A 13,462-nucleotide genomic window follows, 5' to 3' on the forward strand; every position below is an offset into this window, starting at 1 on the left:
TGTCTTCGGGAGATTGAATGTCGCACTTTCTCCATGTTTCCCTATTCAGCTTTTGAGGAGATGATCATGTTCTGATCCTGATTGGCATCTTTTTTACCCATTTGTTGCCAAAATAAAAATAGAGATTCATTATCAACCATCATTTGCCTGAGTCTTTCCATCGGAGGTTTGGAAAGCCAGAGTTGAAGTTGAATTTCTTTGATATGGTCAGGGGTATCCGTCATGTTTGAAGAACAGGGCCTCGTGTTGGGAGCTTCCCTATTCAATAATTATAAAAGGAGTAGGACTGAATGAGATAACGAAAATGATCAACGCGCAGATTCCGAGAATGACCCTGGGCGCATCCAATGGTGCGTTTTCATCGGTTTCGGGATGTTTGATACCGAGAAATCTCCCTAAAATGAAGACGAATGGCAGAAAACCGGATGATCCGTCCCAGTCGGGCCTGATATAACTAACCGCAAATTGCCCCACTACGATGATCAGACTGATCATGAGACCAGTAGACGGATTGTCGCTTACCCTGCGGAAACAGATGTACAGGAAATAAATGTACATCGCGAGGTAAAACAGCCGCTCGTAGAAAATCTGGTCGCTGCCGATCGCGAATGAGTCGGTGCGAAAAAGGCCCAAACCCGCATAAAAAGCGAAAATGCCGAACAGTACCGGAGCTATTACATTGAATTTTTTCTTTCCGATCAGTCCATAAAGAATATGGCCACCATCCAGCTGACCGATAGGAATGAGGTTCAGGGAAGTGAAGAAAAGGGCCAGGTACCCGGCAAAAATATAAGGGTAATGGATCATTTCGTAAGCATGCGGCAACCTGGCAGGATCGGCAATGTAGGTTTTGAACAGCCAGAACAGAATGTTGTCACCAAGCGCAATGTTACCGGCAGAATTTTCATAAACGAACTGCGGGTAACTCAGCCCGTACCTGGCATATTCGGGGTGTATCGTAAAGATGTATTCCGGTGGCGGCAAATGTGTGAAACCGTACCAAAGAACGACCAATGCTGCAATAAAACCAGCAAGCGGCCCTGCGATGCCAATGTCAAAGAATACCAGACGAGAGCGAACGACGGATTTGATCCTGATAAAAGCACCCATCGTCCCGATACTGTTGGAAATTCCAAACCAGAATGGGATATAGTAGGGGAGCGTAACTTTTACCTGATGCATTTTGGCAACGAAATAATGTCCAAATTCATGTATCGTCAAAATCGCCAGAAAAGGTATAGAAAATTGAAAACCCTGCATGAACTGCGACCAGCCTAAGGCTTTGGCGGCTTCCGGGACCTCGGCTTTTGCAGCGTTCGAGCCCATCAGGAAATAAGCAAAATCGTAAACAAATGAGAAAATGTTACCAAACATCCATTCCGCACCAGCCATTGTCGTGGTGATCACAGTAACGATAAAAAGGATGGCCTGAATGATGTAAGTGCGTGTACTAGACTGCATAGTCTTGAAGATATTCCAGAATGGTTAGTGGCTTTTGAACGTGAATCGTTTCAATACCCAATTTTGAAGCTGCGTTGATGTTGTCCAGATTGTCGTCCAGGAACAATGTTTCCCCGGCTTTCAGTCCGGCCTGTTCCAGTACATTCAGATAGATCTGTGCATCTGGTTTCATAAGGCCCATTTCGTAGGATAAAAACACGGTTTCAAAGAGATCGTCCAGTTTTTCGATCCCTGTGGAAGCTTCCAGGATCTTATTAACCTGCGTAATGTGAATGGAACTGGTGTTACTCAGAAGAAATAACCGGTAGTTTTCAGCCAGTTTTTGAAGAAGCGTAACTCTTTCCGGAGGAAGGTCCAGCAGGAGGCTGTTCCAGGCCGTATCGATGGCTTCATCCGAAAGGTCGGAGAATCCGAGCAGCTCCCTTATGTAATTCCTAAAACCGGCCTCGTCGAGCTTACCGGTCTCAAACTGCCTGAAAAGGTTGTTTTCCTTGAAAATAGAAAGGATTTCAATTTGTTCTTTGCCACTTAATGTTGCAAAGGATTTCGATGCAATGGGGACATCAATGTTGAGAATTACGTCGCCAAGATCAAAAATGATATTCTTTATTTTGTCGTTTTTCATGAATGGCAATGAGCTGCTGGCGGTTAGCTATTAGCTTTTGGATATGTATTTTTTACGATTCGATCACTACACCCATTGCGCAGAACTTTTCAATGCGCTCATCGATCCTGTCCTGCTCGCTGATCGCAGAGAGCTCGGTGATGTTCTCTAGAATGGTTTTTTTCAATTCCTCCGCCATCCATTGATGATCCAGATGCGCGCCTCCCAGCGGTTCGGCAATGATACCGTCGATGAGCTTGTTCTTTTTCATATCCTTGGCCGTGATCTTCATGGCTTCGGCCGCCTGCTCTTTGAAATCCCAGCTTCTCCAAAGGATCGCCGAGCAGTTTTCAGGAGAAATAACCGAGTACCAGGTGTTTTCCAGCATCAATACCCTGTCACCGATCGCAATACCCAATGCACCACCGGAAGCGCCTTCGCCGATCACGATACAGATCACGGGTACTTTGAGCATAAACATTTCTTTCAGGTTACGTGCGATCGCTTCACCCTGCCCGCGCTCTTCTGCCTCCATACCCGGAAATGCCCCCGGCGTGTCGATCAATGTCACGATAGGTTTGTTGAATTTTTCGGCCAGCTTCATCAGACGAAGGGCCTTGCGGTAACCTTCGGGATTGGGCATACCAAAATTCCGATGCTGCCTTTGCTTGGTATTACGGCCTTTTTGTTGTCCGATCAACATAAATGACTGTCCGCCCACATTGGCTAAACCTCCAATAATAGCCGGATCGTCCCTTACCTGACGATCGCCATGCAGTTCTATAAACTCATCACAGATCAATTCAATGTAGTCGAGGGTGTAGGGACGGTCGGGGTGCCGGGACAGTTGGACGCGCTGCCAGCGGGTAAGATTTTCAAATATTTCTTTTCGAAGATCTGTAATATTATTTTCCAGTAAGGAAATGGCATCGGAAACATCTACATTATTTTCCTTTGCTAATGTTTTCATTTCTTCGAGCTTGCGTTCGAGCTCGGACATAGGTTTTTCGAAATCCAGGTATGTTCTCATATTCAGGTTCTTTTTTGTGGGCTAAGAGGCAATCAAAGTTCGTAAGTTTGCCCTCTAAGAGGTATTTCTACGGAATTAAAGCCATGTTCTTCAATTTTTTGCTGAAAATCGCCCATGCTTTGTCGCTCTCCATGTACCAGAAAAACTCGTTTTAGTTTTTCAGGGTCCTGCGTTTTTACAAATTTTATTAAATCATTCTGATCTCCGTGGCCGCTAAATACGTCAATTTTTTCAATATTAGCCAAGACGGGCAGCTGCTTTCCACGGATTGAAATCGTATCCTGTCCATTTAAAAGCCTCCATCCTAATGTTCCTTCCGACGCATAGCCGATCATCAGGATCGTCGCGTAAGGATTGCCAATGTTTGCTTCCACGTGCTGCTCTACGCGACCACCCTGGACCATTCCCGACGAGGAAATGATAATGCAGGGTTCGTTGTAATTCGATACGGCACGGCTCGCATCCGAGCTTTCCAGGTAAATCAGGTTGTCAAAATCAAACAGCATATCATTGTTTTCCTGGAAGTTCCGTGCTTCCTTGTTGAGGAGCCGCACGTGTCGCTGGTAAACTTTGGTACTGCTATGCGCTAAGGGACTGTCCGAGAACACTTTAAGAGAAGGGAACGCGCGGTCGAGGTAAATTTTATTCAATGTGTAAAGCAATGCCTGGGTACGGCCAACGCTGAACGAAGGAATGATCAGCCTGCCCGGAATGTCAATACAGGTACGTTTGATCACATCAGCCAGCGCGTCCGCGGGTGTTCCCTGGTTTTCATGCACCCGGTTACCGTATGTGGACTCGCATATCAGGTAATCAACTTGTGGAATTTCCTGAGGGTCAGTGAGTAATGGGTAGTTGCTGCGGCCAATGTCACCTGAAAAACAGATTTTTTTCTTCTGCCCGTCCTCGTATACTTCCACCACAATGTGTGCGGCACCCAACAAATGGCCTGCCGTGTAAAACGTGATCGTCACATTGTCGGCGATCCGGTACCGTTGTCCGAAAGCAACGGGCACAAAGTTATCCAGCGCCTCGATCACATGTTTTTCAACATAATAATCCATCGGCACATCCTTCTTTTTTTTACTGCGTTTCTTGGGAGACGATCCGTTACGGGCATTCAGCCGTTTTTGGTGTAGATTGGCAGCATCCTTCAAAAGTAGGGAAGTGAGCGCCAGTGTCGGTTCGGTACATACGACCCGTCCTTCAAATCCCTCTTTGTATAAATTAGGGATATTGCCGGAGTGGTCAATGTGAGCGTGTGTTAAAAGTACTGTGTTTATTAAACTCGCATCAAACGGAAAGACACTTTTTTGTTCCTCATACCTGGTTTTTCTACCAATCTCATCTAAGTCAAAATCAGAGCCGCAATCAATCAAAATCCGATAATCATCTGATTCCAAAAGGAACATACTACCGGTAACTTGTTGAGCAGCTCCCCAAAATGTCAATTTCATACGTTAAATATGGGGTGAGTAGCTATATTGGGATTTTTCTATCATTTGGAAAAATCAATATCCATTATTGTATCTTCTTTTTTCTAGTCAATCAAAGAACTGTCTAATATCTGACAAAAGTACCAAAAAACAGACTGAGATTTGGACTTTACTTACTAGTTTAGATTTGGTATCAACACTTTCTCGCGGAAAGTCACTCTTCTAAACTACTATGAAATTCACTCCGTTCGTTTTTTGTCTTTTTTTATCCCAATTCGTCCGTGCACAAACCATTGATAGTGTAGCCCTGAACAATTTCCGGGATGCAGTGCTGGAATTACAGAACAGCGAACTGATGCGCAGCGGCTCGCTGGCAATTAGCATTAAATCGGTGAAAGAAAGAAGTAATGTTTTCGCATTGAACCACGAACGGTCATTACCATCCGCATCTACCTTAAAACTCGTGTCCACCGCAACGGTTCTGGCGTTGTTTGGCGGAGATTTTAAATTTCAGACATTCCTCGAACACGACGGCGCGATCAAAGGTGACACATTATTCGGTAACTTGTACATTCACGGTACCGGCGATCCTTCGCTGGGCAGCGATCGTTTTAAAGGATATCCAACTGCAAACGACCTGATATTACGCTGGACTGCGGCCGTCAAGAAGGCTGGTATCAAGCATATCAAAGGCAAAATTTCACCCGACGCTTCGTTTTTCGACAATGCAACCCTGGCCAGTACGTGGATCTGGGGCGATATCGGAAACTATTACGGAGCAGGCGTCCAGGGACTTAATTTCAATGAAAATCTGTATAAAATCAAGTTCAAACCCGGTGTCGAATTTGGCGATCCCACTTCTTTTCTGGGTATTGAGCCTGTGATTCCGTATTTGTCTTTTGTCAATCAGGTAACTACCAATGAGCGTGGCTCGGGCGATCAAACCATTGTTTACAGCGATCCACTAGGAACCAATGTGCTGCTGACCGGGACCATACCTGCCGGTTCACCAGTGTTTTCCGTCAAAGGCTCCATTCCTAATCCGGCCGAATATGCTGCTTTTGCGTTAAAAACAGGCCTGAAAAGTGCAGGGGTGATGGTTTATGATGAAAACGCTCCTTTTCCAGCCTTGGCATTTCCCACTCCTAATCCGAAAGTGATTTTAGATGAATACAAGTCGCCACCATTGCGAGAACTTTGTCAGCAAACTAACTTTTGGAGCATTAATTTATATGCCGATACTTTTTTCAAACAGGCAGGAAAAAGACTCAATGGCAAATCTGACTACGACAATGCCGCGACTGCCATCACGGGCTACTGGTCGGGTAGAGGAGCGGATTTGCGGGGTTTTTACATTAAAGACGGCAGCGGCCTTTCTCCTTCCGGCTCCATTAGTACGAATAATTTGACTGACATTCTCAATTTTGCCAGTAAGGACGCGAGTTTCAATGATTTCTATAAAAGTATCGCGGTACTAGGCCTCAACGGAACGGTGCGTAACCTGGGAAAAGGGACAAAGGCGGCGGGTAATCTGCACGTCAAGAGTGGCTCGATCGAGGGTACCCGCGCCTATGCCGGTTATGTGACTTCCAAATCAGGTGCGCTGCTCAGTTTCTCCATCATCGCTCACAAGTATTTACCAGGAAGCAACCGCCTCATTTCCGATTCGCTCGTGAAACTGATGACATTAATGGCAGAGTTATAAAAATTATTCTTTCACTTTCTCAATCACAAAGTTGTGATTGGTGTAAATACAAAGGTCAGCTGCGACTGTGAGGCCTTCCCTTACCATTTCCTCGGCGGTCAGGTGCGGCGCATGTTTTTTCAATGCCTGTGCAGCAGATAATGCAAAGTTTCCACCCGATCCGATGGCTGCGATGCCATTTTCAGGTTCCAAAACGTCGCCAGTTCCGGAAATAACCAGGATTTCGTCTTTGCTTGCCGTGATCATCATGGCTTCCAGTTTGCGCAGGTAACGATCAGTACGCCAGTCTTTTGCCAGTTCAATGGCCGCTCTTTTCATATTGCCGCCATAGGCATTCAGTTTTTCTTCGAAGCGTTCAATGAGGGTAAATGCGTCGGCTGTGGAACCGGCAAATCCTGCCAATATTTTCCCACCCATTAAAACGCGGATCTTTTTAACATTGCCTTTTGCTACCGTATTGCCCATTGTCGCCTGGCCATCAGCGCCCAGGGAGACAGTACCATTATGCAGTACACCAAGTACGGTTGTTGCGTGTATTTTTTCCATGAATTGGTTTTTAATTAAATCTGAAATTTCTTTGTTGGCTAACCTTGTTGGATACTTAATTTACAAAATACATTATCGACACTCATGATCGGAAAATCTGTCGGCAATGCACGTTTTTCAATGGTCGAAAAACCGTTCTTTTCATAGAAACGAATCGCCGCCTGCAAGCGGTCGATGGTTCCGAGATACACCGCATCAATAGCATTTGCGTGACAATAAAGTATCAGTGAATCAAATAACCTTTGCGCGATACCCCATTCTTTTCCACGAAATTCCTTTCGAACGAACATCTTCCTGATCACCCCGGCATTGTTGCCAATTTTGATCACAGCGATACTGCCAACAACCTTACCTTCCGAAACTGCCACCCAGAATTCTCCGCCATCTTTGCGGTAGAAGTCGTCGATAATAAACAGGTCCGGTTGATCTTCCGCTGTAATTGGCACATTGAATTCCAGTTGTTGGATATTTAGAATAAGGCTAACCAGTTGATCCTGAAATTGTTGTTCAAACGGTATAATGCTGATCATAAGGCTGTGAAAATGTCAGAATGTAGCAAACGCTATTTTTATTAATCCGGTAATAAAACAAAAGTGCCAGGTCGTAAAACCTGACACTTTGTACTTATATCGATTTATGATCGGTTAAACCAGCATGCTCATGGGTTCTTCCAATAGTTTTTTCACTGTATTCAGGAAAGCGGCAGCCAGTGCTCCGTCAACCACGCGGTGATCTGCGGAGATCGTTACTTTCATGATATTGGTAGGATATACCGTTCCGTCTTCTTTGAAAGCGGCTACTTTTTTGATACCGCCAATCGCAAGAATACAAGAATCCGGTGGGTTAATGATCGCCGTGAACTCATCTACGCCGAACATGCCAAGGTTCGAAATAGAGAATGTATTTCCTTCCCAATCCTTTGGCTGCAATTTTTTATCTTTTGCTTTTCCTGCCAGATCTTTCACTTCGCTGGAAATTGTCGAAAGTGTTTTCTTGTCAGCGTCGCGGATCACCGGTACCAGCAGACCTTCGTCTACCGCCACAGCTACACCGATATTGACATAATTGTATCTTCTGATTTTGTCTCCCAACCAGGCTGAGTTCACAGCTGGATGTTGTTTCAATGCCACTGCACAAGCCTTGATCACCATATCATTAAACGATATTTTTGCAGGGCTTACTTCATTCAACTGAGGACGTAGTGCCATTGCCTTATCCATCACGATTTCCATGGTAACATAGAAATGTGGCGCCGTAAACAAGCTGTCGCTCAGTCTGCGTGCAATGGTTTTCCGCATTTGTGAAATAGGCAGGTCTGTGAAGTCGCCGGCGGCAGGCGTGCCGGAGGCTGGTGCTGCCGTAGCTGGCGCACTGGTTGCTGCCGGTTCCGCTGCTTTCGCAGGGGTAGGAGCTGCTGCCGGTGCTTCGGTTTTGGCTGCCGGTTTGAAATCATCCACATCGCGCTTCACGATGCGACCATTGTCACCGCTGCCTTCAACCTGGCTCAGGTTAATGCCTTTTTCGTCAGCCAGACGTTTTGCAAGAGGAGAAGCTTTGATGCGAGCGTCTGAATCAGCTACCGTGACCGCTTTTTCGGCGCCATTTGATGATGGAGCAGCAGCTTTCGCTTCTTCCGCAGGTGCGCTGGCTTCTTCTGCACCACCTTCACCGTTTTCACGGGCCAATAATGCTTCTACATTCGATCCTTCTTCACCTATTACTGCGATAATTCCATCGACAGGAACTGCTTCGCCTTCTTTTATTCCCACGTAAAGAAGCGTACCGTCTTCGTATGCTTCCAGTTCCATGGTGGCTTTGTCGGTTTCGACTTCTGCCAATATATCTCCTGATTTTACTTTATCTCCAACTTTCTTTTGCCACGAAACCAATGTTCCCTCCTCCATCGTATCGCTCATTTTGGGCATACGAACCACAGCCGCATTGATTTTTTCAGCAGCGGCAGCCGGTGTTTTAGCAGGTGCCGGTGTGGCAGTTTCCACCGATGCGGCGGCCGCAGGGGCAGCCTCCGCAGGTTTTGCTTCTTCCTTCGCAGGTGCAGCTGCGCTTCCATTACCGTTTCCTTCGTCAAGAAGGGATTTATAATCTTCACCTTCCGCTCCCACTACTGCCATAATCCCGTCAATGGGAACAGCATCGCCTTTATTAACACCAATGTAAAGAAGAGTACCATCATAATAAGATTCCAGGTCCATGGTTGCTTTATCAGTTTCCACTTCTGCAATCACTTCACCGGACTTGATTTTATCACCTACTTTTTTGTGCCATTCTGCGATAACACCTTCTTCCATGGTGTCGCTCATTTTGGGCATACGAATTACTTCTGCCATATCGCTTGTTAAGGTATTTTAGTTTCTTGGTCTAAAATTAGATTTCAGTCAAAATTACAACAAAAGGTGAATAGGTGTCGCCTTTCACATCATAAAATTGACCAAAACAGCTTCCACATCAGATTTAAGTAATTCTGTACAGTTAATTACTGCTGATAATCAATAGAATATAGTAATGTGACCATATTGCTAACAAGCAGCATTGATTTGAACGCGGGCGCGAAGTAACATTTTTGAGGTTATGGAATGGTCTAATCGTCCGCTAAAAGCTTCAAATTGACCCATTCGGTTACTTCATCAATACGCATTGTTGGCCGCAGTTTCAATGTCCCGAAAAAGCGTTTGGCCACTGCCAATCGTTTTTTGAATGTGTATGAAGATTCGCCAAGCTGATTTCCCTTGCGGTCAATCGCCACGCTGTCACATCTGAGTTTAACATGGGCGATAACGCCGATCAGATAAGGTGATTGAGGTAAAAATGGCAGTAGTTGTAATGCAGCATGTTTTCTGATCGTCATAAACAAACCTGCATTCATCGGAATCCTTCTGCCTGAGTAGATATGTACCAATCCTTTGAAAATAAAAGAAGTAAAAAGCCGCCCTCCTGACTCATACGAGCCTTTTCGTTTGGCAAAAATGACATCATTCTCCGACTTCAATGCATGTACAAGCTCCGGCAGCTTTTCCGGCTCGTCCTGCAAGTCGGCGTCCATGGTAGCAATAAGGTCATGTTTCGCGAATAACATTCCCACCAGCAATGCACTGCTTTGCCCAACATTGTTTTTAAGATTGATAATCCGGAAATCAATAGAATGGGGCAGTGCTTTCAAGACATTCAATGACTGATCAGGCGATGCATCATTTACATATATGACCTCGCATTTCCAGTTTGCCGCTACAGCAAGCTCACTCAGCCTCCGGTGTAGTTCCAGGAGGGTAGACGCACTTTTGTAAACCGGTATGACAATGCTGATCATTAATATCCTTTTTGGTAGTTGACAACATTCAGCAACGCTTCCCCACGCAGGTACCGTTCCAGGTTTTGCTCAAAAAGCGGTTGCCAGCGAAAATCTGGCCCTTCCAAACTTCTTCCCACGTGCGGGCTGACGAAAATTTTAGATTCTTTCCAGATCGGGTGAGTAGCAGGTAACGGTTCTTCCTCGAATACATCCAACGCAGCTCCCGCCAGATTTCCGCCTTGAATGGCTTCCAAAAGTGCCATATCGTCAAGCGTTCCGCCGCGCCCGATGTTCACCACGAAAGCGGAGGTGGGTAATGCTCGGAGTTCTTCTTTGCCAATGAAATGATAGGTTTCAGGTGTTTTGGGTAAACAAATGATCAATGCGTCGGTCAGTGGCAATTGTTGCCGCCAGTTTTTGCTGCCGTAAAGCATCATTTCCCCTTCCTTTGAATCATCAGGTTGATTTCTTACCCCTGCAACTTTTCCTCCCAAAGCTGTAATAAGTGATGCAATTTTTTGACCCAGGCTGCCCCAGCCTACGATCAGGCATTGGCTACCATGTAATGTTGAAAGCCGGTGACGCTGCCAGATGCCTTTGTTTTGTTCATCCCGCAAAACTGGTATGGAACGAAAAAGGCTTAAAAGAAGCGCTATGGTATGTTCAGCCAGTTCTGCATCGTACACGCCTCTGGCGCAGGTAAGGATAATGCTTTTGTCAACAAGTGATTGTTTTTCCTTCAAAATCAGGTCAACGCCCACGGAATTGGATTGCATCCAGCTCAATTTCTTTGCAAATGGCAGGCTTTGTAAAAAATAACGGTTTCCTAAAACGATCTCCGCATTTTCAATCAGGCGTTGCGCCTCTTCTTCGGAAAAGGCGGTGACGATTTCGTGATCGGGAGCAATGCTTTTCAGTTTTTGCAAATGATCCGGAACGGGCTCGTACATGAGCAAAATCATATGTGATGCGGATTGGTGGTCCAGCTTTCCACTTGCTGGCGGAATGATCGGGCATCATTTTCCACTTCGTCGTGAGGTCGCATGCGTGCATCTGAGTAGGCTTTTTTGATTTTGTGCACCATATAATCCATGCTGTGGTTTTCGTGGTCTTTCAGGAATGTACGTCTTAAAAAACTGAAATTGATTCCCAGCCGCGCATATTCATTGATCAGGTATTTGCTGGCTATGGGTTTGCCATTGGGCGGGTAAGTCACCCCTCCCGCTCCGAGCGGAATGGTAAATTGCCCACGGATATTTTTGACGGTATCATTCATCAGCGGTACGAAAATATTGCGGCTGTTTTGCTGAATATGCAGGTCATTGAGACCGATGTAGGCCCTTTTCAAAGGAAGTTTGGACAATTCTTCAAGGCAGCTGAGTGCTGGTACGGTCTCGATGAGTATGCTGAATTCAGCTCGTCCGCCGATCATATCATAAGTCTGGCTCGCATCTTCGCAATGCTGCACCATGGGCAGGAATATTTCATCGGCCCCGGCTTTCAATGCGAGTTCTATTTCTTCGTGGGTATGTTCCTGCGAAAAACCATTGATCCGGCAAATCAGCTGTCCTTCTGGCGTCACTTCTCTGACTCGACAAAGATCCTCGTAAGTGTCGTAATTGATCTGTGTGTCAAAGCTTTCCTGACGCGACTTTTTTCCCTGATTTTCCCAGTCCACAATAATTCCGTCGACACCGGCGGCAAGAGCTGTCCTGACCGTTGAAGGGTTAGTCGAGAAGAGGAAAAGATGAAAGTCCGTTGAGTTAGTAGAAGTTAAATTCACATGTTTTTGATTTTCGTCGCGACTATGAGACAACTCGTTCCAAATGGTATTCGTGATTTGTTTTTGATCGCATTGATTTCCCAATGCAGTAAATTCCTCAAAAAGCGTGCAGTTGCGGGTCGGCCAGCCATGTGTTCATTCTTCTTCTTTTCAGGCGTATTTTTCTTTTTTAGCCCAAATTTTTCGGGTACCACCCGGAAGAGCCACATCGGAAACCACACCAGCGAAAAGAAATAGGATTGATAAGTGACTTCAAACCCGGCGCGGGAGAGCAGCTTTTTCAGATCATCCAGTGTATATCGCCGGAAATGTCCCAGCTGCACATCATTGTCGGACCACAGGCTTGTAAAAGCAGGCACGGTCAGCATGATCTTTCCGTTGCTTACGAGCAGGCTATTGATCTTTTCCAGAAACGCCAGATCATCTTCAATGTGCTCCATCACATCAAAAAAACCGGCTGCTGGAACTGTACCTTTCACTTCCGGCGCATATTCTTCCAGCGTACTTTGAATGGTTTTTTTGATGCCTCTTTTTTGTGCATTCTGAATTCCTGCTAAATATGGCTCTACCAAAGTAACGTCGTAGCCAGCCTGTTGCATCGCCAAAGCAGTAATGCCGTTGCCGCCGCCTATGTCATGAAACTCCTTCGGGAAATCATTGGCTTTCATCGCCTGCACGAGACATTCGTTCCGGTGCTGGTACCAGAACGACATATCTTCCATTTCGAAACAAACGGAATTTCCGTCGTCGGGATAAGAAACAAGCCAATTTTCCCTGTTTTGCTCCATTATATTTTTTCTCCCATGATTATTTGAAAAGGTAGAAATGTGTTCAGGCCCGGAATTTTTTCAAGTACCGGCTCACTTTTTTGGCCCAATGATGTATTGGCAAGAAATGGAGGATAGAATCCAAACCGTTTGATTTTCAGATTTTTCCAGCCCGCATATTCCATTGCTCCAAAAAGCTTGCTTTTGGTCATATCAGCGACACCTTTGTCGCCTTCCCATGACATGCCTGGCGTGAGTGCTATCTGTACATAATAGAGCGGATTATAGGCATTGGGTTCCAGGAAAACCAGCTTTGCACCTGGCTTGGCAATGCGATACATCGCCTGGAAGCACGCGTGCAGGTTATGGAAATGGTGCAAAGCCATAAAACCCATGACTACATCAAATTGCTCATCCAATTCTTCCGGCGCGTCAAGAATATCAGCAGCGTGGAGTTTTACAGGAAATTTGTTGTCATTGTGTACCAAAAGCTGTTGTAATAAAAACGGAGAAAGATCCAGGCCTTCCACCTTGTAACCCTGCGCAAGGAAATTGAGCGTATACTTCCCCATTCCGCACGCAACGTCGATGATCCGGTCGGTCCTTTTGATATCAGCGAACCCGATCACCTCGCGCACATGCCTTAGCACATAGGGCGAGTAAACCGGAATCATGGTTTTCTTGATCTTGTGTCCAAAGTAATCAAGCTGCTGATTGTTATGGAACTTGATGTTAGAAACTACAATGCTCATAAACAATGGATTGAGTGTAAGGTGCTATTAAGATATGAGAAATTGTTACTCCAAGCAACATTAAGCGGCTT

At 45.6% G+C, this 13,462-nt stretch carries 14 protein-coding genes; 1 reads left to right on the plus strand and 13 read right to left on the minus strand.

The genetic code is table 11. The features are described from left to right. Positions 1 to 41: 41 nt before the first annotated feature. The 5 genes from ABIO93_RS03570 to ABIO93_RS03590 are packed head-to-tail and all read right to left on the minus strand — an operon-like array spanning position 42 to position 4,552. Complete coding sequence (locus ABIO93_RS03570) at positions 42 to 224, minus strand: hypothetical protein (protein ID WP_348064509.1); 183 nt, start codon at positions 222 to 224, stop codon at positions 42 to 44. 34 nt (positions 225 to 258) lie between these two features. Beyond that, the gene (locus tag ABIO93_RS03575; protein ID WP_348064511.1) at positions 259 to 1,461 is read right to left on the minus strand and encodes a site-2 protease family protein; all 1,203 of its coding nucleotides are present in this window, start codon (positions 1,459 to 1,461) and stop codon (positions 259 to 261) included. Next, on the minus strand, positions 1,451 to 2,086 hold the full coding sequence (locus ABIO93_RS03580) for an HAD family phosphatase (protein ID WP_348064513.1): 636 nt from the start codon (positions 2,084 to 2,086) through the stop codon (positions 1,451 to 1,453). Before ABIO93_RS03580 ends, ABIO93_RS03575 begins: the two co-directional genes overlap by 11 nt. 52 nt (positions 2,087 to 2,138) lie before the next feature. After that, entirely contained in the window at positions 2,139 to 3,095 is a 957-nt protein-coding gene (locus tag ABIO93_RS03585) for an acetyl-CoA carboxylase carboxyltransferase subunit alpha (RefSeq protein ID WP_348064515.1), read from the minus strand. A gap of 32 nt (positions 3,096 to 3,127) precedes the next feature. Further along, a complete protein-coding gene (locus tag ABIO93_RS03590; protein ID WP_348064517.1) occupies positions 3,128 to 4,552 on the minus strand; it encodes an MBL fold metallo-hydrolase in 1,425 nt (474 codons plus the stop codon). A 211-nt stretch (positions 4,553 to 4,763) separates the two neighbouring features. On the opposite strand from ABIO93_RS03590, the gene dacB reads away from it, so the two are divergent. Next, positions 4,764 to 6,236 carry a D-alanyl-D-alanine carboxypeptidase/D-alanyl-D-alanine-endopeptidase gene (dacB, locus tag ABIO93_RS03595; protein ID WP_348064519.1) on the plus strand — a complete coding sequence of 491 codons (1,473 nt, stop codon included), beginning with the start codon at positions 4,764 to 4,766 and terminating at the stop codon, positions 6,234 to 6,236. A gap of 3 nt (positions 6,237 to 6,239) precedes the next feature. Here dacB and hslV read toward each other — a convergent pair whose 3' ends face one another. The 8 genes from hslV to ABIO93_RS03635 all read right to left on the minus strand — a co-directional run bounded on the left by hslV (position 6,240) and on the right by ABIO93_RS03635 (position 13,391). Beyond that, a complete protein-coding gene (gene hslV / locus ABIO93_RS03600) occupies positions 6,240 to 6,782 on the minus strand; it encodes an ATP-dependent protease subunit HslV (RefSeq protein WP_348064521.1) in 543 nt (180 codons plus the stop codon). 38 nt (positions 6,783 to 6,820) lie between these two features. Further along, positions 6,821 to 7,312, minus strand: coding sequence for a GNAT family N-acetyltransferase (locus ABIO93_RS03605; RefSeq protein ID WP_348064523.1), 492 nt, complete (start codon positions 7,310 to 7,312; stop codon positions 6,821 to 6,823). A gap of 114 nt (positions 7,313 to 7,426) precedes the next feature. Further along, on the minus strand, positions 7,427 to 9,130 hold the full coding sequence (locus tag ABIO93_RS03610) for a pyruvate dehydrogenase complex dihydrolipoamide acetyltransferase (protein ID WP_348064525.1): 1,704 nt from the start codon (positions 9,128 to 9,130) through the stop codon (positions 7,427 to 7,429). Between the two features lie 251 nt (positions 9,131 to 9,381). Then, the gene (locus tag ABIO93_RS03615) at positions 9,382 to 10,107 is read right to left on the minus strand and encodes a glycosyltransferase (protein WP_348064527.1); all 726 of its coding nucleotides are present in this window, start codon (positions 10,105 to 10,107) and stop codon (positions 9,382 to 9,384) included. Further along, on the minus strand, positions 10,107 to 11,051 hold the full coding sequence (locus ABIO93_RS03620) for a D-2-hydroxyacid dehydrogenase (protein WP_348064529.1): 945 nt from the start codon (positions 11,049 to 11,051) through the stop codon (positions 10,107 to 10,109). The genes ABIO93_RS03615 and ABIO93_RS03620 overlap by 1 nt, the downstream gene beginning before the upstream one ends. After that, complete coding sequence (locus tag ABIO93_RS03625; RefSeq protein WP_348064531.1) at positions 11,048 to 11,872, minus strand: aldolase/citrate lyase family protein; 825 nt, start codon at positions 11,870 to 11,872, stop codon at positions 11,048 to 11,050. The genes ABIO93_RS03620 and ABIO93_RS03625 overlap by 4 nt, the downstream gene beginning before the upstream one ends. Beyond that, positions 11,869 to 12,660: a class I SAM-dependent methyltransferase gene (locus ABIO93_RS03630; RefSeq protein WP_348064533.1), complete on the minus strand. Its 792-nt coding sequence runs from the start codon at positions 12,658 to 12,660 to the stop codon at positions 11,869 to 11,871. Before ABIO93_RS03630 ends, ABIO93_RS03625 begins: the two co-directional genes overlap by 4 nt. After that, complete coding sequence (locus ABIO93_RS03635; RefSeq protein WP_348064535.1) at positions 12,660 to 13,391, minus strand: class I SAM-dependent methyltransferase; 732 nt, start codon at positions 13,389 to 13,391, stop codon at positions 12,660 to 12,662. The genes ABIO93_RS03630 and ABIO93_RS03635 overlap by 1 nt, the downstream gene beginning before the upstream one ends. Between the last annotated feature and the right edge of the window lie 71 nt (positions 13,392 to 13,462).

Origin of the sequence: Dyadobacter sp., from assembly GCF_039919315.1 — a bacterium.
GTDB lineage: Bacteria > Bacteroidota > Bacteroidia > Cytophagales > Spirosomataceae > Dyadobacter.